Origin of the sequence: Candidatus Pantoea soli, from assembly GCF_007833795.1 — a bacterium.
GTDB classification, from domain to species: Bacteria; Pseudomonadota; Gammaproteobacteria; order Enterobacterales; family Enterobacteriaceae; genus Pantoea; species Pantoea soli.
Genome location: NZ_CP032702.1, coordinates 1,472,348 through 1,492,709 on the forward strand (window position 1 = coordinate 1,472,348; position 20,362 = coordinate 1,492,709).

The 20,362-nt window shown below is 58.2% G+C and carries 21 protein-coding genes; 18 read left to right on the plus strand and 3 right to left on the minus strand.

The genetic code is table 11. The annotated features are described in order from the left end of the window. The 10 genes from flgC to flgL all read left to right on the plus strand — a co-directional run bounded on the left by flgC (position 1) and on the right by flgL (position 9,505). Positions 1–405: a flagellar basal body rod protein FlgC gene (gene flgC / locus D8B20_RS06815; protein ID WP_145888160.1), complete on the plus strand. Its 405-nt coding sequence runs from the start codon at positions 1–3 to the stop codon at positions 403–405. A gap of 12 nt (positions 406–417) precedes the next feature. Then, a complete protein-coding gene (gene flgD, locus D8B20_RS06820; RefSeq protein WP_145888161.1) occupies positions 418–1,089 on the plus strand; it encodes a flagellar hook assembly protein FlgD in 672 nt (223 codons plus the stop codon). A 25-nt stretch (positions 1,090–1,114) separates the two neighbouring features. Then, a complete protein-coding gene (flgE, locus tag D8B20_RS06825) occupies positions 1,115–2,344 on the plus strand; it encodes a flagellar hook protein FlgE (RefSeq protein WP_145888162.1) in 1,230 nt (409 codons plus the stop codon). A 20-nt stretch (positions 2,345–2,364) separates the two neighbouring features. Continuing rightward, complete coding sequence (locus D8B20_RS06830) at positions 2,365–3,123, plus strand: flagellar basal body rod protein FlgF (protein ID WP_145888163.1); 759 nt, start codon at positions 2,365–2,367, stop codon at positions 3,121–3,123. Between the two features lie 17 nt (positions 3,124–3,140). After that, positions 3,141–3,923 carry a flagellar basal-body rod protein FlgG gene (gene flgG, locus D8B20_RS06835; RefSeq protein WP_145888164.1) on the plus strand — a complete coding sequence of 261 codons (783 nt, stop codon included), beginning with the start codon at positions 3,141–3,143 and terminating at the stop codon, positions 3,921–3,923. Positions 3,924–3,985: 62 nt separating this feature from the next. Further along, positions 3,986–4,696 (plus strand): flagellar basal body L-ring protein FlgH, encoded by a 711-nt coding sequence (locus tag D8B20_RS06840; protein WP_145888165.1) that lies wholly within the window; start codon positions 3,986–3,988, stop codon positions 4,694–4,696. A 69-nt stretch (positions 4,697–4,765) separates the two neighbouring features. Next, a complete protein-coding gene (locus D8B20_RS06845; RefSeq protein WP_261388088.1) occupies positions 4,766–5,815 on the plus strand; it encodes a flagellar basal body P-ring protein FlgI in 1,050 nt (349 codons plus the stop codon). Then, positions 5,815–6,756: a flagellar assembly peptidoglycan hydrolase FlgJ gene (flgJ, locus tag D8B20_RS06850; RefSeq protein WP_145888166.1), complete on the plus strand. Its 942-nt coding sequence runs from the start codon at positions 5,815–5,817 to the stop codon at positions 6,754–6,756. Before D8B20_RS06845 ends, flgJ begins: the two co-directional genes overlap by 1 nt. A gap of 119 nt (positions 6,757–6,875) precedes the next feature. Further along, positions 6,876–8,519: a flagellar hook-associated protein FlgK gene (gene flgK / locus D8B20_RS06855; protein ID WP_145888167.1), complete on the plus strand. Its 1,644-nt coding sequence runs from the start codon at positions 6,876–6,878 to the stop codon at positions 8,517–8,519. Positions 8,520–8,536: 17 nt separating this feature from the next. Then, complete coding sequence (flgL, locus tag D8B20_RS06860; protein ID WP_145888168.1) at positions 8,537–9,505, plus strand: flagellar hook-associated protein FlgL; 969 nt, start codon at positions 8,537–8,539, stop codon at positions 9,503–9,505. 467 nt (positions 9,506–9,972) lie between these two features. Here flgL and rne read toward each other — a convergent pair whose 3' ends face one another. After that, positions 9,973–13,239 carry a ribonuclease E gene (rne, locus tag D8B20_RS06865; RefSeq protein WP_145888169.1) on the minus strand — a complete coding sequence of 1,089 codons (3,267 nt, stop codon included), beginning with the start codon at positions 13,237–13,239 and terminating at the stop codon, positions 9,973–9,975. Positions 13,240–13,303: 64 nt separating this feature from the next. Then, positions 13,304–13,513 (minus strand): hypothetical protein, encoded by a 210-nt coding sequence (locus D8B20_RS06870; RefSeq protein ID WP_145888170.1) that lies wholly within the window; start codon positions 13,511–13,513, stop codon positions 13,304–13,306. A gap of 299 nt (positions 13,514–13,812) precedes the next feature. On the opposite strand from D8B20_RS06870, the gene rluC reads away from it, so the two are divergent. Then, complete coding sequence (rluC, locus tag D8B20_RS06875) at positions 13,813–14,772, plus strand: 23S rRNA pseudouridine(955/2504/2580) synthase RluC (RefSeq protein WP_145888171.1); 960 nt, start codon at positions 13,813–13,815, stop codon at positions 14,770–14,772. Between the two features lie 10 nt (positions 14,773–14,782). On the opposite strand, the gene D8B20_RS06880 is transcribed toward rluC, so the two are convergent. Then, positions 14,783–15,364, minus strand: coding sequence for a Maf family protein (locus D8B20_RS06880; RefSeq protein WP_186454428.1), 582 nt, complete (start codon positions 15,362–15,364; stop codon positions 14,783–14,785). Between the two features lie 144 nt (positions 15,365–15,508). Between D8B20_RS06880 and yceD the strand changes: the two genes are divergently transcribed. From yceD to acpP, 7 genes are all read left to right on the plus strand, one after another. Beyond that, on the plus strand, positions 15,509–16,030 hold the full coding sequence (gene yceD / locus D8B20_RS06885) for a 23S rRNA accumulation protein YceD (RefSeq protein ID WP_145888173.1): 522 nt from the start codon (positions 15,509–15,511) through the stop codon (positions 16,028–16,030). A 14-nt stretch (positions 16,031–16,044) separates the two neighbouring features. Then, positions 16,045–16,215, plus strand: a complete 171-nt coding sequence (gene rpmF, locus D8B20_RS06890) for a 50S ribosomal protein L32 (RefSeq protein WP_017348070.1) — start codon at positions 16,045–16,047, stop codon at positions 16,213–16,215. 27 nt (positions 16,216–16,242) lie between these two features. Continuing rightward, entirely contained in the window at positions 16,243–17,283 is a 1,041-nt protein-coding gene (gene plsX / locus D8B20_RS06895) for a phosphate acyltransferase PlsX (RefSeq protein WP_145888174.1), read from the plus strand. Next, complete coding sequence (locus D8B20_RS06900; RefSeq protein ID WP_145888175.1) at positions 17,284–18,237, plus strand: beta-ketoacyl-ACP synthase III; 954 nt, start codon at positions 17,284–17,286, stop codon at positions 18,235–18,237. Between the two features lie 16 nt (positions 18,238–18,253). Continuing rightward, entirely contained in the window at positions 18,254–19,186 is a 933-nt protein-coding gene (gene fabD / locus D8B20_RS06905) for an ACP S-malonyltransferase (RefSeq protein WP_145888176.1), read from the plus strand. 10 nt (positions 19,187–19,196) lie between these two features. Continuing rightward, positions 19,197–19,931, plus strand: a complete 735-nt coding sequence (gene fabG, locus D8B20_RS06910; RefSeq protein ID WP_145888177.1) for a 3-oxoacyl-ACP reductase FabG — start codon at positions 19,197–19,199, stop codon at positions 19,929–19,931. A 153-nt stretch (positions 19,932–20,084) separates the two neighbouring features. Beyond that, on the plus strand, positions 20,085–20,318 hold the full coding sequence (gene acpP / locus D8B20_RS06915; protein WP_145888178.1) for an acyl carrier protein: 234 nt from the start codon (positions 20,085–20,087) through the stop codon (positions 20,316–20,318). The last annotated feature ends 44 nt before the right edge of the window (positions 20,319–20,362 follow it).

A 20,362-nucleotide genomic window follows, 5' to 3' on the forward strand; every position in this document is an offset into this window, starting at 1 on the left:
ATGGCATTGCTGAATATTTTCAACATCGCCGGATCGGCGATGACCGCGCAGTCACAGCGCCTTAACGTCAGCGCCAGTAACCTCGCTAACGCCGACAGCGTGACCGGCCCGGACGGCCAGCCTTACGTAGCAAAACAGGTCATTTTCCAGACCGATGCCGCGCAGGGTGCCGCAACCGGTGGCGTCAAAGTGGCTGGCGTGGTTAACGATCCGACACCGGCCAAACTGGTGTATGACCCGGGTAACCCGATGGCTGACCAGAAAGGTTACGTCAAGATGCCCAACGTGGACGTCGTGGCGGAAACCGTCAACACCATGTCCGCTTCACGCAGCTATCAGGCCAACGTGGAAGTGCTGAACACGGTGAAGTCGATGATGATGAAAACCCTCACGCTGGGTCAGTAACGGAGAAATACCATGAGTCTTGCAGTAGGGATTAAAGACAATCTGGACCCAACGGTACTGAGCTCAGGCAGTACCGCAAACGCCAACAATGCGCAGGATCTGCAGAACCAGTTCCTGAACATGCTGGTGACGCAGATGAAAAACCAGGATCCGACCAATCCAATGGATAACAGCCAGCTGACGACGCAGCTGGCGCAGATCAACACCCTGAGTGGCGTTGAAAAACTCAACACCACGCTGGGCTCGATCTCCGGGCAGATCAGCACCAGCCAGTCACTGCAGAGTTCGACGCTGATTGGCCATGGCGTCATGGTCAACGGCAGTCAGGTGCTGGTGGGCAAAGGCACGGCAACGCCATTTGGCGTGGAGCTGGGCACGGCATCCACCGCCACCAGCGTCGCGATCAAAGACAGCAACGGCAACGTGGTACGCAATATCGATCTGGGCGGTCTCACCGCGGGCGTGCATACGTTCTCGTGGGACGGCAAGCTGGACGACGGCAGCACCGCACCGGATGGCAAATATACGGTTTCACTCGCCGCCAGCGATGGCAGCACCCAACTGGTGGCACAGCCGCTGAACTACGCCTACGTCAATGGCGTCAGCACTGTGAATAACACCGCAAAACTGGATCTCGGCACCATGGGCTCCGCAACCCTCGATCAAATTCGTCAGATTCTCTGACTAACCTCTTAGCAGGAGAAATTACATGTCTTTTTCCCAAGCGGTGAGCGGCCTGGGTGCTGCCTCCAGTAACCTGGATGTGATTGGTAACAACATTGCCAACTCCGCCACAGCCGGCTTTAAGTCCAGCACCATTGCCTTCGCCGATATGTTCGCCGGTTCGAACGTCGGTATGGGGACCAAAGTGGCCGCGGTGATTCAGAACTTCAACGACGGTACCACCACCACCACCAGCCGTGGTCTGGACGTGGCGCTGAGCGGCAACGGCTTTTTCCGCATGACCGATGCCAGCGGCGCGGTGTTTTACTCCCGTAACGGCCAGTTCACGCTGGACGAGAAGCGTAACCTGGTGAATACCCAGGGCCTGAACGTCACCGGCTATCCGGCAAGCGGCACGCCGCCGACTATCCAGAGCGGGGCAAACCCGGTTGCGCTGAGCATCCCGACCACGCAGATGTCCGCGCGCGCCACCACTACGGCCACCATGGTATCGAACCTGAACTCAACCGATGCCGTGCCAACCGGCGGTGCGTTCACGCCAACCAACGTGGATACCTACAACGCCAAGAGCACCGTGACGGTCTATGACTCACAGGGTAACGACCACGCGCTGGACCTTTACTACGTCAAAACCAGTAACAACAACTGGACCGTGCACGCCATCGATTCCACCACCGGCCAGGCCGCCGGCGATTTCGGGCTGACCTTTGACACCAGCGGTAATCTGCAGTCGATGACGCAGAGCGGCACCACCACCCCTGGCCAGACGGCGGCGACGCTTAACCTGACCGGCGCAAACGGCGCGGCGAACAGCACCATTACGCTGAGCGTGCTGGGCAGCCTGCAGCAGAACACCGGGAAAACCAACTTTGGTAACCCAACGCAGGATGGTTATGCGCCAGGCAACCTGACCAGCTACACCATCAACAACGATGGCACCATCACCGGGACTTACTCTAACCAGAAAACCCAGCTGCTGGGTCAGATTGTGCTGTCGAGCTTCTCTAACCCGGAAGGGCTGAAGTCGGAAGGCGACAACGTCTGGTCAGCCACTAACTCCTCCGGTCAGGCAGCGGTCGGACTGGCAGGCACCGGCACTTACGGCAACCTGACTTCCGGCGCGCTGGAAGCCTCAAACGTCGACCTGAGTAAAGAGCTGGTGAACATGATCGTGGCGCAGCGTAACTACCAGGCCAACAGCCAGACCATCAAAACGCAGGACCAGATTCTGAACACCCTGGTCAACCTTCGTTAATACGCTAACGGGATTGCTTTATGGATCACGCAATATATACCGCGATGGGCGCGGCCAGTCAGACGATGGAGCAGCAGTCTGTTACCGCCAGCAACCTCGCCAACGCCTCTACGCCAGGCTTTCGTGCGCAGCTGAACGCGCTGCGCGCGGTGCCGGTGAATGGCTGGTCGCTGCCAACGCGTACGCTGGTTGCCGCTTCCACGCCGGGTGCCGACATGTCTCAGGGATCGCTGGATTACACCGAGCGTCCGCTGGATGTGGCGGTGCAGCAGGATGGCTGGCTGGCGGTGCGCACCGCTGACGGCAACGAAGCCTATACCCGCAACGGCAACATGCAGATCAGCCCGACCGGTCAGCTGACCATTCAGGGCAATCCCGTGATGGGCGATGGCGGACCGATTGCCGTGCCGCAGGGAGCACAGATCACCATTGCCGCCGATGGCTCTATCACCGCGCTGAACCCTGGCGATGCGCCTAACGCCACCGTGCAGCTTGGACGTCTGAAGCTGGTGCGCGCCACCGGCAAAGAGCTGACGCGCGGTGACGATGGCATGTTCCGGCCCAACGCGGCAACGCAGGCTCAGCGCGGTGCCGCACTGGCCAACGATGCCACGGTGCAGGTGATGCCCGGCGTGCTGGAAGGCAGCAACGTCAAACCGGTAGAAACCATGGTCGATATGATCGCCAACGCCCGACGTTTTGAGATGCAGATGAAAGTGATCTCCAACGTTGATGAAAACGAACAGCGAGCCAACCAGTTGCTCAATATGGGCAGCTAAGGCTTAAGGAAAACAGAATGATTCGTTCTTTATGGATCGCGAAAACCGGTCTTGACGCACAGCAGACCAACATGGACGTGATTGCCAACAACCTGGCAAACGTCAGCACCAACGGCTTTAAGCGCTCGCGCGCGGTATTCGAGGATCTGATGTATCAGACGCTGCGTCAGCCGGGCGCCCAGTCGTCAGAACAGACCACGCTGCCTTCCGGTCTGCAGATTGGTACCGGTGTCCGTCCGGTCACCACTGAACGTCTGCATAACCAGGGCAACCTGTCACAGACCAGTAACTCGAAAGATGTAGCGATTAACGGTCAGGGCTATTTCCAGGTGCAGATGCCGGACGGCACGTCAGCCTACACCCGTGACGGTTCGTTCCAGGTGGATCAGAACGGTCAGCTGGTGACCAACGCCGGTTTCCCGGTGCAGCCAGGCATTACCATCCCGGCGAACGCCACCAGCATCACCATCTCCCGTGACGGTGTGGTGACGGTGACGCAGCAGGGCCAGGCGCAGCCCGCGCAGGTGGGTCAGCTGACGCTCAGCACGTTTATTAACGACTCCGGTCTGGATAGCGTGGGTGAGAACCTGTACCAGGAAACGCAGGCATCAGGCGCGCCAACAGAAAGCACGCCGGGCCAGAACGGCGCAGGCCTGCTGTATCAGGGATACGTGGAAACCTCGAACGTCAACGTGGCGGAAGAGCTGGTGACCATGATCCAGACGCAGCGTGCTTACGAGATCAACAGCAAGGCGATCAGCACCTCCGATCAGATGCTGCAGAAGTTAACCCAGATCTAATGCTGGGATCGTTGGGCCAGCCTGGCTGGCCCGATTAAGAACATGAATAAGGTCAGAACTCCGTGGCGAAGCAAGTGATTATCAAGCCTGGGCATTGGTTAGTAGCCACGCTGCTACTGACTCTTAACGGTTGTGCGCTGGTGCCGCGCACGCCACTGGTACAGGGCGCGACGACGGCTGAGCCGACGCCTTCCGCGCCGCCGGTGGTCAATGGCTCCATTTTCCAGGGCGTTGCGCCACTCAACTACGGCTATCAGCCGCTGTTTGAGGATCGCCGTCCACGCAACATTGGCGATACCCTGACCATTACGCTGCAGGAGAACGTCAGCGCCAGCAAGAGCTCGTCAGCCAGTGCGAACCGCAGTGGCAGCAACAGCTTTGGCCTGAGCGCGATCCCAACCGGCCTCGCGGGTCTGGTGGGTGCCGGCGGCGAAAAAGCGGCGCTGGATGCCAATGGCAAAAACGATTTCGCGGGTAAAGGCGGCGCTACCGCCAACAACACCTTTACCGGCACCATCACCGTCACCGTTAATCAGGTGCTGTCGAACGGCAACCTGCGCGTGGTGGGTGAGAAACAGATTGAAATCAACCAGGGCACCGAATTTATTCGCTTCTCTGGTGTAGTCAACCCACGCACTATCAGCGCCAGCAACGCGGTGCTGTCAACGCAGGTGGCGGATGCCCGTATTGAGTACGTGGGTAACGGTTATATCAATGAGGCGCAGACCATGGGCTGGTTCCAGCGCTTCTTCCTGAACATCTCGCCGATGTAAGAGGTCATGATGAAGAACACTGTATTACTGCGCATCGGGCTTGGCCTGCTGCTGGGGCTGAGCAGCCTGATGGTCCAGGCGGACCGTATCCGCGATCTGACCACCATCCAGGGCGTGCGTGATAACCAGCTGATTGGTTACGGCCTGGTGGTCGGACTGGATGGCACCGGTGACCAGACCACACAGACGCCGTTTACCACCCAGACCGTCAGCAACATGCTTTCCCAGCTGGGGATCACCGTGCCGGCCGGCACCAACATGCAGCTGAAAAACGTGGCAGCGGTAATGGTAACGGCAAAGCTGCCGTCCTTTGCCCGCCAGGGACAAACGGTGGACGTGGTGGTTTCCTCGCTGGGTAACGCCAAAAGCCTGCGCGGCGGTACGCTGCTGATGACCCCGCTGAAAGGCGTGGACAACCAGGTGTACGCGCTGGCGCAGGGTAACATTCTGGTCGGCGGGGCGGGTGCCTCGGCGGGCGGCAGCAGCGTGCAGGTGAACCAGCTGAACGGTGGCCGCATCACCGACGGCGCGACGGTCGAGCGTGAGCTGCAAAGCAACTTTGGCAGCCAGAACACCATCAACCTGCAGCTGAATAATGAAGACTTCAGCATGGCGCAGCGCATCGCTGATGCGATCAACAGCCGCGGTATTGGCTCCGCGCTGCCGCTGGATGCGCGTACCGTGCAGATTCGCGTGTCGCCAAACAACAGTTCGCAGGTGCGTCTGCTGGCAGAGATTCAGAACATCGATGTCTCGGTACCACTGGAAGATGCGAAAGTGATCATCAACTCACGCACCGGCTCGGTGGTGATGAACCGCGAAGTGACGCTGAACACCTGTGCGGTCGCGCAGGGCAACCTGTCGGTGACGGTGAATCAGCAGCAGAACGTCAGCCAGCCGGATACACCACTGGCCGGTGGACAGACGGTGGCCACCACGCAGACGCAGATCGATCTGCGCCAGAGCGGCGGCGCACTGCAGCGGGTTAACGCCAGTGCCAACCTGAACAACGTGGTGCGTGCGCTGAACGCACTGGGCGCGACACCAATTGAACTGATGTCGATTCTGCAGTCGATGGAAAGCGCAGGCTGTCTGCGCGCTAAGCTGGAAATTATCTGATGACCGATACGCAATCGCTGACGAACGCGGCGTATGACAGCCGCTCGCTGAACGAACTGAAACGCCAGGCCGCCACGGACCCAAAGGGCAAGGCGCTGCAGGTGGCAAAGCAGGTTGAAGGAATGTTCGTGCAAATGATGCTGAAAAGCATGCGCGCCGCGCTGCCGCAGGACGGCATGATGAGCAACGATCAGACCCGGCTGTATACCTCAATGTACGATCAGCAGATTGCGCAGGAGATCGGCAAGCGCGGCCTGGGCCTGGCGGACACCATTGTTAAACAGATGCAGCCCGCGCAGGCTCCGGATGAAACGGCAGGCACTATTCCGATGAAGCTGGATAACAGCTTCGTTTACAGCAGCATGGCGCCGGTACAGCTGGAGCAGATGGTGCGTAAAGCGGTACCGCGCCTGCCGGTCTCACCGGCCAGCCTGCCCACGGACAGCAATGATTTTATTGCCCAGCTGGCGCAGCCGGCCAAAGTGGCCAGCCAGCAGAGCGGCATTCCGCACCACCTGATTCTGGCGCAGGCCGCGCTGGAATCCGGCTGGGGTCAGCGTCAGATTCTGACGCGCGACGGCAAGCCGAGTTACAACGTGTTCGGCATCAAGGCCAGCGGCGACTGGAAAGGCGAAACCACCGATATCATGACCACGGAATATGAGGGTGGCGCAGCGAAAAAGGTGCGGGCAACCTTCCGCGTTTATGGCTCCTATTTTGAAGCGCTCAGTGATTACGTCCGGCTGATCGGCCATAACCCGCGCTATGCCGCCGTCGCCACGGCGTCAAGCGCCGAGCAGGGCGCCCGCGCGCTGCAGGCGGCGGGTTACGCCACCGATCCGAAATACGCGCAGAAGCTGGTGGGAATGATTCAGCAATTCAAGAACATGGGCGAAAAAGTCGTGAAAGCCTACAGCCAGGACGTCAACGATTTGTTCTGACTTTTGGCCTCAAGTTTCACTTAAGCACGCCGATACTATGCATAGGCCGCAGATGCCTGCCATCTGCGCAATCGCACTGATGACTGCCAGCCCGGTTAACGGGAAATAAAGGAACCGAGATGTCCAGCATAATTAACTCAGCGATGAGCGGGCTGAGCGCCGCACAGGCCGCATTAAGCACCACCAGTAACAACATCAGCAACTACACCGTGGCGGGCTATTCGCGCCAGACCATTCTGCTGTCGCAGGCCAACAGTACCCTGCAGGGCAGCAACTATTATGGCAACGGTGTCAATGTCACCGGTGTGCAGCGCGAGTATGATGACTTTATTACCGCCCAGCTGCGCGGTAACAGCGCTAACTACAGCGCGGTAAACTCGCAGTACAACCAGATTTCGAATATTGATGACCTGCTGTCGACCACCACGACCAGCCTGTCTGACTCTATCCAGTCGTTTTTCACCAACGTACAGAACGTCGTGAGCAACGCGGATGATCCTTCAGCACGTCAGTCAATGCTGAGCTATGCGCAGGGGCTGGTCAATCAGTTCCAGACCACCGCCCAGTATCTGACCAGTATGCAGAACAGCGTTAACACCGATATCAAAGCCAACGTTGATCAGATCAACACCTATTCCGGTCAGATTGCCGATCTCAACACCCAGATTGCCAAACTCACCACCGGCGGCGGGGCGGCGCCAAACGATCTGCTCGACCAGCGCGATCAGCTGGTGAATAACCTGAACAGCATTGTCGGCGTCAACGTTTCCAAGCAGGATGGTAACTACATTGTGGCGATGGGCAACACCACGCTGGTCAATGGCGGGAAAACCACAACGCTGACCGCCATGCCGTCCAGCAGCGACGCGTCACGTCTTACCATTGGCTATGTCGATCAGCAGGCGGGCAAGGTTGAGCTGCCGGAAAAAACGCTGACCACCGGTGCGCTGGGCGGCCTGCTGTCGTTCCGTTCACAGGATCTCGACAACGCGCAGAACCAGCTCGGCCAGCTGGCGGCGGCCTTTACCACCAGCTTTAACCAGGTGCACAGCACGGGTTATGACAGCAACGGCGACACCGGTAATAACTTCTTTAACATCGGCAGCCCGAGCGTGGTGAACAACACTAAAAACACCTCATCGGCCACCCTGACCGCCGCCTGGAGCGATACCAGTGCGCTGAAAGCCTCAAACTACAACGTGAGTTATGACGGCAGCAGCTGGTCAGTGACCCGCCTGTCGGACAACGCCAAACTGACGCCGACCATGGGTACTGATGCTTCCGGCAATACCACCATGAGCTTTGACGGTGTGGCACTGACGGTCAATGGCAGCGCCAATGCTAAAGACAGCTTCCTGGTGAAGCCGGTGCAGGATGTGATCAGCGGCATGTCCGTGGCGATCACCAGTGAATCGCAGATCGCGGCAGCCGCGGCACCGGGCGGTGCCAGTGATAACCGCAATGCGCAGAAGCTGCTGAACCTGCAGGATGCGAAACTGATCAACGGCAATGCCACGCTTTCACAGGGTTATGCCAGCCTGGTCAGCACCGTCGGTAACAAAACCAAAAACCTTGAAACCGCCGCCGCCACGCAGAAAGGCGTGGTGACGCAGCTGACAGAGCGTCAGCAGTCGGTTTCCGGCGTAAACCTTGATGAAGAGTACGCCAACCTGAACAAATATCAGCAGTTTTACATGGCGAACGCGCAGGTGCTGCAAACCGCCAGTACCATTTTCAACGCGTTGATAAACATCCGCGGCTAACGGACGAGGTCTGATCGATGAGACTCAGTACAAACATGATTTTTGATCAGCAGGTGCGTGGCGTCACAGATGCGCAGTCCACCTGGCTGAAAGCGGGTGCACAGCTGTCCACCGGCCGTCGCGTCACCAACCCTTCTGACGATCCGATTGCGGCCTCGCGCGCGGTCGTGCTGTCGCAGACGCAGGCGCGCGACAGCCAGTTCGCGCTGGCGCGCTCGTTCGCCAATCAGGGATTATCGCTGGAAGAGAGCACACTGGGTGATGTTACTACCGCCATTCAGGCTGCCCAGTCCGCGCTGGTCAGTGCCGGCAACGGTTCGCTGAGTGACGATGACCGCTCCTCTTATGCCACCCAGCTGGAAGGCATTCGCTCTCAGCTGCTGAACCTGGCGAACAGCAAAGACGGCAATGGCCGCTATCTGTTTGCCGGTTATGAATCCGACAAAGCGCCGTTTACCCAGGATGCCACTACGGGTGCCGTCACCTATAACGGCGGGTCAGATCCGATCACGCAGAAAGTGGACAGCGAACGTACCATGACCGTGGGTCACACCGGTGACGCCATTTTCAACAAACTTACCAGCAATGCCAAACCGGAACCGAATGGCGGCGCCAGCCAGACCAACCTGTTTGACATGCTGGACAGCGCGATTGCCGCGCTGAAAGTGCCACAGACTGACGCTGACGATGCCACCAAACAGACATTCAGCGCGGCGATGGACAAAGCCAACCGCGGCTTCAGCAACTCGCTGAACAACGTGCTGGCGGTGCGTTCTGAAATTGGTACCCAGTTAAAAGAGCTGGATACGCTGGACGCGAAAGGCGATGACCGTACCGTCACGCTGAAAGATCAGATGAGCACGCTGGTTAACGTTGATTACACCCAGGCGATCTCAACCTACACCATGCAGCAGCAGCTGCTGCAGGCGTCTTACACTACCTTTAGCGATATGTCGAAGATGTCGCTGTTCCAGATGAATAAGTAACTGTCCTGATATTTGAGCGTGCTTAAACCGGGTGCGCTTAGTTTCTCCCACTGCCCACGAGGGCCGTGGGATTTTTTTTGCCCGCTGCCCGCTGCCCGCTGCCCGCTGCCCGCTGCCAGCTATCCGCTTCGCTGGCACACGGCACACGGCACACGGCACACGGCACGACACGGGCAGGGCACGCGGCCCGCAGGGCTGTCGCGCGGCTATCGCCGTTGTGCTCGCTCTGTTATCCATGCTTTTCCAAAACAACGCGTTCACCACTCATCCGGCTGTCGCGCGGCTGCAAGTTCTGTCATCTGTACTTTGCGACACAAAACGCGTTCGCCATTCACCCTGTAAGGCGTATGCGCCTTGCTACCAGCGGCGGCACGCAGACGGAGGGCAGCCGGATTCAGCCGGCCGGCAGCGAAATTGCGGCAATAAAAAACCCCGGACTGGCCGGGGTTGGAAGGGGTGTGCTGCAATCAGCCATTTTCCGGGCGGGTCGCCGGAGCTGTCGCATGGTGTGTGGCGCTGTGACCACCGGCAGAGCCGCGACCGTCAAAGCTGAACGGTGGACGGACCCAGTCGCTGTGGCGCACTGGCTCAGGCTCCCACGCCGGGGCTGGCGCTTTGGTCATGGGCGCAGTGGCGTGATATTTAAAGCGGGTATCCGCCTCAGATACCGCGGTGTCACGTGCCGCAACCGGTGCATGTGGCTCGGTCACCGGCGCAACCGGTGCCTCTGCCGCCACCGGGGCTGACAGCACTGCTTCGACTTCCGCTTCCACCGCAGGCGATACGTCAGCCGGCGCCTGATCCGCCACGGCGGCAGCACTTTTTTCTGTCGGCGTTGCATCTTCAGCGGTCGCAGCCGGTTCAGCTGCGTCAGCGGTCTGGTTTGCCACGGCTTCATCTGCGGCAGAAATCACCGCCGGCTCGTGGTTTACCGGGGCAGAGACCGGCGCCAGGTTGTCAGTATTGACGACCGGAACCTCTGCGGGTGCCTGCGGTTCCGCCTGATGAACGGCCGCATCTGCGGTTTCTGCAGCAGGCTGCGCGTTCGACTCCGCAGCGACCGGCAGCGCAACCGCTGCTGCGGTCTCTTCGCGGCTGTAGTCCGGCGTCTCCTGAACCGCATCCTGTGCGTTCTGCTCTTCCTGCGTCTGCGCAACCGGGTAAGTCACCCAGACTTTACCGGAAGCCATTTCCGGTGACGCAGCAGCGGTTTCCAGCGGCATTGGCGACTGCGACGGGTAGCGCTCGTCACGGTAGCGACGACGACGCTGACCACTCACGCGCAGGTGGCGTGGCGAGCGACGCGAACGGCGCGGCATGCTGGCGCTGTCACGGTCATCCTGCTCCTCACCGGCTACATCAGCCTGTTCAGGAGCCTGAACGCGCGGCGTGCTTTCCTCAGCGGCTTCAGTTGCCGTGGCGGCTGGCATCCCGGCCGTCTGCAGCTCAGCGGTATCACCTACGCGCACGCGCTGGCTCAGCTGACGCTGCTTACGGCGCGGCATCACCTGAACGCGCTCTTCTTCCTGTGCAACCGGCTCTTCAACGACGTCATTCTGTACCACCTGCTCAGCGGCTTTCTGCTCCTGCTGCTGCGCACGCTTCTCTTCCTGACGACGACGCTGACGCTCAGCACGCTGTTCACGACGCTGCTGCTGCTGCTCATCACGCTGCTGCAGCTGCTCTTCGGTCAGCGCCGGACGCTCACCGCGCGGCTCGCTCTGACGTTTGTTGCGACGGTTATCCTGATCGCGCGGCTCACGGGCTTCACGTGGCTCACGCGGTTCGCGCGCTTCACGTGGCTCACGGCCTTCACGAGCCTGCTGGTTTTCACCGTTACGCGGGGTGCGCTCACGACGATTATTGCGGCGGTTGTTACGACGATCGCCACGCTGCTGGCCATTGTCGGTTTCCGCTTCAGCGGCTTTGGTTTCGGTTTTCACTTCCGCTGGCGCAGCGGCAGGTTCATCACCGGCAAACAGTTTTTTCAGACCACCCAGCAGACGCGCCACGAACCCGTTACCGGTGGTGGCCGCCGGGGCTGCTGCCGCAGTTACCTGAGGTTTGACCTCGGCTTTGGTAACCGGCTGGCTCTCTTCGGTGACTTCAACCGGTGCTGGTGGCGCATCCGGCATCACGAAGGCCGCCAGTGCCGGCTGCTCCGGACGACGACGCTCAGCGTGCTCTTCTTCAGAAGGCAGCGCCATTTCCGCTTCGTGCAGCTTCGGCAGGTGGTAGGAGAGGGTTTGTGTCTCTTCACCTTTACGCACGCGCAGCACAGAGTAGTGTGGCGTTTCCATCTGATCGTTTGGCACGATGATGGCGCGCACGCCGCCCTGACGTTTTTCAATCGCGCTGACCGCTTCGCGTTTTTCGTTCAGCAGATAGGACGCCACCTGCACCGGCACAATGGCGTGCACTTCTTTGGTGTTGTCTTTCAGCGCTTCTTCTTCGATCAGACGCAGAATGGAGAGCGACAGCGATTCGTTATCACGGATGGTGCCGGTACCGCTACAGCGCGGGCAGACGTGATGGCTGGATTCGCCCAGCGACGGGCTGAGACGCTGACGCGACATCTCCAGCAGGCCAAAGCGTGAAATGTGGCTGATCTGAATCCGCGCACGATCCTGACGCACCGCTTCGCGCAGGCGGTTTTCCACCGCACGCTGGTGACGGACCGGCGTCATATCGATGAAGTCGATAACGATCAGGCCGCCCAGGTCGCGCAGACGCAGCTGGCGGGCGATTTCATCGGCCGCTTCCAGGTTGGTATTGAATGCGGTTTCTTCGATGTCCCCACCGCGCGTGGCGCGAGCGGAGTTGATATCGATCGCGGTGAGCGCTTCGGTGCTGTCAATCACAATGGAGCCGCCGGAAGGCAGGCGCACTTCACGCTGGAACGCGGATTCAATCTGCGATTCAATCTGGTAATGACTGAACAGCGGGATTTCACCGGTATAGAGTTTGATTTTGCTGCTGAAGTCCGGACGACCCAGCGCAGCGATGTGCTGACGGGCCAGCTCCAGCACTTTCGGGTTATCGATAAGAATTTCACCGATATCCTGACGCAGGTAGTCACGGAAAGCGCGCACAATGACGTTGCTTTCCTGGTGAATCAGGAAGGGAGCAGGGCGGGTTTCCGCGGCTTTTTTGATCGCTTCCCAGTGTTTCAGACGGAAGCTGAGATCCCACTGCAGGGATTCGGCAGATTTACCCACGCCGGCGGTGCGGACAATGAGCCCCATGCCTTCCGGCAGTTCCAGCGCGGAGAGGGCTTCTTTCAGTTCGGTGCGGTCATCCCCTTCAATACGGCGGGAGATCCCTCCGGCGCGGGGGTTGTTTGGCATCAGCACCAGATAGCTGCCGGCCAGGGAAATAAAGGTTGTCAGTGCTGCACCTTTATTACCGCGCTCCTCTTTATCGATTTGTACGATCACTTCCTGACCTTCACGCAGCACGTCTTTAATATTCGGACGGCCATGCGCGTTGTAATTAGCTGGGAAGTATTCGCGGGAAATTTCTTTCAGAGGGAGGAAACCGTGACGCTCAGCGCCGTAATCAACAAACGCAGCTTCGAGGCTGGGTTCAATACGGGTGATTTTACCTTTGTAAATGTTGGCTTTTTTCTGTTCGTGTCCGGGGCTTTCGATATCCAGATCGTACAGACGTTGTCCGTCAACAAGGGCAACGCGCAACTCCTCCTGCTGAGTTGCGTTAATTAACATTCTTTTCATCGTGACTTACTCGTTATTCTCACATGAGTGATAAAGCTGCGGGCATCGTTACCCTGGACGAGAATCAACCGATGGCCCCGTGTCTGCTTGCACTGACGTCAACCTCACGGTTGTCGGCGGCTAAAGGGGCGCAAATCTTGTCGGTGGCCTGTTTTTCATAAGGAAATCCAGCGCCTGAAGGTGGAAGTGCTAAAAAGTATTCAAAAATCCACACATCCCAGTCTGTCGTCCAGGCCGCAACCCGCAGCCCGCTAAGTGCCTGATAAAACATCACGTCTTACGCCATTGCTGCGTGTCCGTTTTAACCGGCAAAACACCTTAATTTCGCTCTTTTTCCTGCCTGACACTTATCAGGACAGAAACACCTGCATTATTCCATTGCTTAGCAACTTATAGCAAGGCGACTTTTGCCGAGCTGTGAAGTTTGTCAGTCCTTAACCTGTTCATTTGCAGGGGTAATCGCCGCATCGCTGAAAAAGGCAGCAATCTGGCCCGTTTCGGGTGCGACGATCAAAGAGTTAAGCACAGAAAAAGGGGTGGCGCTATCCGGGGACACTATTTAGAATCGCCGCCATGAAAACAGAGAATCCCGGCGTACAGTTTGTCGCCATTACCGCTGAAAATGCGGGACAACGTATTGATAACTTTTTGCGCACCCAGCTGAAGGGCGTGCCAAAAAGCATGATTTATCGCATCCTGCGCAAAGGCGAAGTGCGCGTTAATAAAGGACGCGTAAAACCGGAATATAAGCTGGAGGCGGGCGATGAAGTGCGTATCCCGCCGGTGCGCGTGGCTGAACGTGAGGATCAGGCCGTTTCACCGAAGCTGGAGAAAGTGGCCGCGCTGGCTGACGCTATCCTGTATGAGGATGATCACCTGCTGGTGCTGAACAAGCCTGCCGGAACGGCGGTCCACGGCGGCAGCGGCCTGAGCTTTGGCGTCATTGAAGGCCTGCGTGCGCTGCGGCCGGAGGCGCGCTTTCTTGAGCTGGTGCACCGGCTGGATCGTGATACCTCCGGTATTCTGCTGGTGGCCAAAAAGCGCTCGGCGCTGCGTGCGCTGCATGAACAGCTGCGTGAAAAAGGGATGCAGAAAGATTACCTGGCGCTGGTGCGTGGCGACTGGCCCTCGCATCTGAAAGTGGTGCAGGCGCCGCTGCTGAAAAATATCCTGCAAAGCGGCGAGCGCGTGGTGCGCGTCAGCGCGGAAGGGAAACCTTCCGAAACGCGCTTTAAAGTGGAAGAGCGGTTTGGCTGGGCGACGCTGGTGAAAGCCAGTCCGGTCACCGGCCGTACGCACCAGATTCGTGTGCACACGCTGCACGGTGGCCATCCGATTGCGTTTGACGATCGCTACGGCGATCGGGAGTTCGACAGCCAGCTGGCGTCAACCGGCCTGGCACGATTATTCCTGCACGCCGCCGCGCTGACCTTCACCCATCCCGGCACCGGTGAAACCCTGCGGATGGAAGCCCCGCTGGACGGGGCGCTAAAGCAGTGTCTCACCCGCCTGCGTCAGCAGACCAAAAAATAAGCATCAGGCATCAGCCCAGCGGGTTGATGCCTGCCGCTCTGAGCAGATCGTTCAGCGCGATCAACGGCAAGCCAATCAGCGTATTGGGATCGCGTCCCTCCAGCCGTTCGAACAAGCAAATCCCTAACCCTTCGCTTTTAAAGCTGCCCGCACACTGCAGCGGCTGTTCACGTTCGACATAGTGGCGGATTTCCACGTCGCTCAGAGTGCGGAAATGCACGTCAAACGGTTCACACAGCACAAACTGCTGCGCGCGGGCCGGGTGAATCAGTGCCAGACCGGTATAAAAGGTCACGCGCTGGCCGCTGGCCTGGGCCAGCTGGGCACAGGCGTTTTCAACCGTATGCGGTTTGCCGGTGATGGCGCCGTTAAGGACGCACACCTGATCGGAACCAATAATCCAGTGCTCAGGATAACGATCCGCCAGCGCGCGGGCTTTGGCCAGTGCCAGGCGCTGAACCAGCTGCGGCGCCTGTTCGCCAGGCAGCGGCGTTTCATCGCAGGCCGGCGCAGCGGTAATAAACGGTATCTCCAGTCTGCCGAGTAAAGCCTGACGGAAGGGGGAAGTGGAAGCCAGAACCAGCGGTGTCATCATTTTTTTTCAGAATAGATAGCGTATTGATGACAGGCATTTTAAACTATGCGCCGCACTGGATGCGACCTAACGGGTGAAAGATGCTGTAAACCGGCCTTTTTCTTTGACTCTATGACGTTACAAAGTTAATATGCGCGCCCTATGCAAAAGGTAAAATTACCCCTGACGCTCGATCCGGTCCGCGCCGCGCAAAAACGCCTGGATTACCATGGTGTTTATGCACCTGAATTGGTGGCGCGCCTGGCCGAATCGGTCGTGAGTGTGGACAGTGATGTGGAATGTGCCATGTCGTTTGCGGTTGACAACCAGCGCCTCGCGGTTCTGCAAGGAACGGCGGATGTGCAGGTGACGTTGTTATGTCAGCGCTGCAACCAGCCTTTCCCGCACGCTGTGCACGTAAGCTATTGCTTCAGTCCTGTCTCTACTGATGAGCAGGCCGAGGCACTGCCGGAAGCCTACGAGCCGGTCGATGTCAATGATTTCGGTGAAATCGACCTGCTGGCAGTTATCGAAGATGAACTCATCCTCGCGCTGCCCGTGGTTCCGGTGCATGATTCTGAACACTGTGAAGTGTCCGACGCGGACATGGTCTTTGGCCAGCTGCCTGAAGAGGCAGAAAAACCAAACCCATTTGCCGTATTAGCCAGTTTAAAGCGTAAGTAATAGGAGTAAGGTCCATGGCCGTACAACAGAATAAACCAACCCGTTCCAAGCGTGGTATGCGTCGTTCGCACGATGCGCTGACCACTGCCACTCTGTCAGTAGATAAAGTTTCTGGTGAAACTCATCTGCGTCACCACATCACTGCGGATGGTTACTACCGCGGTCGCAAGGTTATCACCAAGTAATTCTTTGCGGTTACGCAAGGCGATACCTTGACACGTTTGACCCTGGCAGTTGATGCCATGGGCGGGGATTTCGGTCCCTGCGTGACAGTGCCTGCAGCCTTGCAGGCACTGGCCTCTCATTCGCAGCTGGTTCTTCTTCTGGTCGGCGATCCCGACATCATCTCGTCATTTCTTGCCAAAGCGGATTCCTCGTTACTGGGGCGTGTGCAGGTGATCCCTGCCGAATCGGTTATTGCAAGTGATGCCAGACCCTCTCAGGCGATCCGTAACAGCCGCGGCAGCTCTATGCGTGTGGCGCTGGAGCTGGTGAAAGAGGGCAAAGCGCAGGCCTGCGTCAGTGCCGGGAATACCGGCGCGCTGATGGGGCTGGCGAAGCTGTTACTGAAGCCGCTGGATGGCATTGACCGTCCGGCGCTGATGACCGTGCTGCCGCATCAGCAGCACGGCAAAACGGTGGTGCTGGATTTGGGCGCTAACGTGGACTCTGACAGCGCGATGCTGGTGCAGTTTGCCGTGATGGGCTCCGTGATGGCTGAAGAGGTGCTGGAAATCATCCAGCCGCGCGTGGCGCTGCTGAATATTGGTCAGGAAGAGACCAAAGGCCTGGAAACCATCCGCGCCGCATCGACGGTGCTGCGGGCCTCGCCGCATATCAACTATATTGGTTACCTTGAGGGGAACGATCTCCTCACCGGCAAGACGGATGTGCTGGTCTGTGATGGCTTCGTGGGTAACGTCACGTTGAAGACCATGGAAGGCGTGGTAAGAATGTTTCTTTCTCTGCTCAGGTCGTCAGGTGAAGGGAAAAAACGGGCCTGGTGGCTGAAACTGCTGGGACGCTGGGTGCAAAAGCGTCTGGCGAAGCGTTTCGGTCATCTCAACCCCGACCAGTACAATGGCGCTTGTCTGTTAGGATTGCGCGGGACAGTGATCAAAAGCCACGGCGCGGCGAATCAACGCGCGTTTGCTGTGGCAATAGAACAGGCAGAGCAGGCGGTGCGCAGGCAGGTTCCCGAGAGAATTGCGGCGCGCCTTGACGCTGTATTAGCCAGGAGTGACAAAGCGTAGATGTTTACCAAAATTATCGGTACGGGCAGCTATTTGCCTGAACAAGTTCGCACCAATGCGGATCTGGAAAAAATGGTGGAGACTTCGGACGAGTGGATTGTCACCCGTACCGGCATTCGTGAACGCCGCATTGCCGCGCCCGATGAAACGGTCGCCAGCATGGGCTTCATTGCCGCACAGCGCGCACTGGAGATGGCGGGCGTTGCAGCCAGCGATGTAGGTTTGATCATCGTGGCCACGACCTCTTCCAGCCACGCTTTCCCCAGCTCCGCATGCATGATCCAGCAGATGCTGGAAATCAACGATTGCGCCGCCTTCGATCTGGCGGCCGCCTGTGCAGGCTTTACATACGCGCTGAGCGTTGCCGATCAATACATTAAAAACGGTGTGGTTAAACATGCGCTGGTGATTGGCGCCGATGTGCTGGCCCGCACGCTTGACCCGGAAGATCGCGGCACAATCATCCTGTTTGGTGATGGCGCTGGCGCGGCGCTGCTGGGTGCCAGCGAAGAGCCGGGCATCCTCTCAACCCATCTGCACGCTGATGGCCGTTACGGTAAGCTGCTGACGCTGCCGTATCAGGACCGTGCCCATCAGGATGAACCGGCTTACCTGACCATGGCCGGTAATGAAGTCTTCAAAGTGGCCGTGACAGAACTGGCGCACATTGTTGATGAAACCCTGCAGGCAAATAATCTCGACCGCGAAATGCTCGACTGGCTGGTGCCGCATCAGGCGAACCTGCGCATCATCAGCGCCACCGCCAAAAAACTCGGTATGGGCATGGACAAAGTTGTGGTCACGCTTGACCGTCACGGCAATACCTCGGCGGCCTCGGTGCCGAGTGCGCTGGATGAAGCGGTACGCGATGGCCGTATCAAGCCCGGACAACTGATTTTGCTGGAGGCCTTTGGTGGTGGTTTCACCTGGGGTTCCGCACTGGTTCGCTTTTGATTGACAGGAACGAGAGATGACGCAATTTGCTTTTGTTTTCCCGGGACAGGGATCGCAGACCACTGGCATGCTGGCTGAGCTGGCCGCAGCGTATCCGCAGGTTGAAGCCACCTTCCGTGAAGCTTCAGACGTGCTGGGCTACGATCTGTGGCAGCTGGTGCAGCAGGGGCCGGCAGAAGAACTGAACAAAACCTGGCAAACCCAGCCGGCACTGCTGGCAGCCTCCGTGGCTATTTATCGCGTCTGGCAGAGTAAATCCGGCGCGCAGCCGGCGCTGATGGCAGGTCACAGCCTGGGCGAATACTCCGCACTGGTCTGCGCTGGCGTACTGAACTTTGCCGATGCCATCAAGCTGGTTGAGCTGCGCGGCAAGCTGATGCAGGAAGCCGTGCCGGAAGGCACCGGGGCGATGCAGGCTATCATCGGTCTGGATGACGCATCCATTCGTAAAGCCTGTGAAGAGAGCGCGCAGGACCAGGTTGTCTCGCCGGTTAACTTCAACTCGCCAGGGCAGGTTGTGATCGCCGGTAACAAAGAAGCGGTTGAGCGTGCAGGCGCAGCCTGTAAAGCAGCCGGTGCAAAACGTGCGCTGCCGCTGCCGGTAAGCGTGCCTTCCCACTGCGCACTGATGAAACCTGCCGCGGAAAAACTGGCGGTGGCGCTGGAAGCGATTACCTTTAACGCGCCGGCTGTGCCGGTGGTGAATAACGTGGACGTGAAATGCGAAAGCGACGCTGCTGCCATTCGCAGCGCGCTGGTGCGCCAGCTGTACAGCCCGGTGCGCTGGACGGAAGCGGTAGAATTTATTGCCACGCAGCAGGTTACGCAGCTGCTGGAGATCGGCCCGGGCAAAGTGCTCACCGGTCTGACCAAACGTATTGTGGACAGCCTGACCGCAGCAGCAGTGAACGATCCTGCTTCACTTAATGCTGCGCTTGGCCAGGAATAAGAGGAAAATCATGACCTTTGAAGGTAAAGTAGCGCTGGTAACCGGCGCCAGTCGCGGTATCGGCCGTGCTATTGCAGAAACACTGGCAGCACGCGGTGCGAAAGTAGTGGGAACGGCAACCAGCGAAAGCGGCGCGGAAGCCATCAGCGCTTACCTCGGCGACAAGGGCAAAGGTCTGCTGCTGAACGTGACCGACGCGGCCTCAATTGAGAGCGTGCTCGAGAAAGTTCGCGCCGAATTTGGCGAAGTGGATATTTTGGTCAATAATGCAGGCATTACGCGTGATAATCTGCTGATGCGCATGAAAGACGATGAATGGGCGGATATCCTTGATACCAACCTGACATCGGTCTTCCGCCTTTCAAAGGCGGTGATGCGTGCCATGATGAAAAAACGCGTGGGCCGTATCATTACCATCGGTTCTGTAGTTGGAACCATGGGTAACGCGGGCCAGGCAAACTATGCAGCAGCAAAAGCAGGTTTGATTGGCTTTAGCAAATCACTGGCGCGGGAAGTTGCGTCACGTGGCATTACCGTAAACGTCGTGGCTCCGGGCTTCATTGAGACGGACATGACGCGTGCACTGAACGAAGATCAGCGCTCGGGCATTCTGGCAGAGGTTCCGGCAGGCCGTTTAGGCGACCCGCAGGAAATCGCCAATGCTGTTGCATTCTTAGCCTCTGACGAAGCCGCCTACATCACGGGTGAGACGCTGCACGTCAATGGCGGCATGTACATGGTCTGATTATCACGAAAACATTTGCATTATCTGCGGTAAACACCGCAGAATAGCGCAAAATCGTGGTTCGACCAGCCGGGATTTTGTTGCATCTTTTTCAACATTTTATACACTACGAAAACCATCGCGAAAGCGAGTTTTGATAGGAAATTAAATAGTATGAGCGATATCGAACAACGCGTTAAGAAAATCGTAGCTGAGCAGCTGGGTGTTAAAGAAGACGAAGTGATTAACACTGCTTCTTTCGTTGAAGACCTGGGTGCAGATTCTCTTGACACCGTTGAGCTGGTAATGGCTCTGGAAGAAGAGTTTGATACTGAAATTCCAGACGAAGAAGCTGAGAAAATCACTACCGTTCAGGCTGCGATTGATTACGTCGCCAGCCACCAGTAAGGTTAATGAACATCTTCAGGCGGTCACTCGACCGCCTGAGTTTT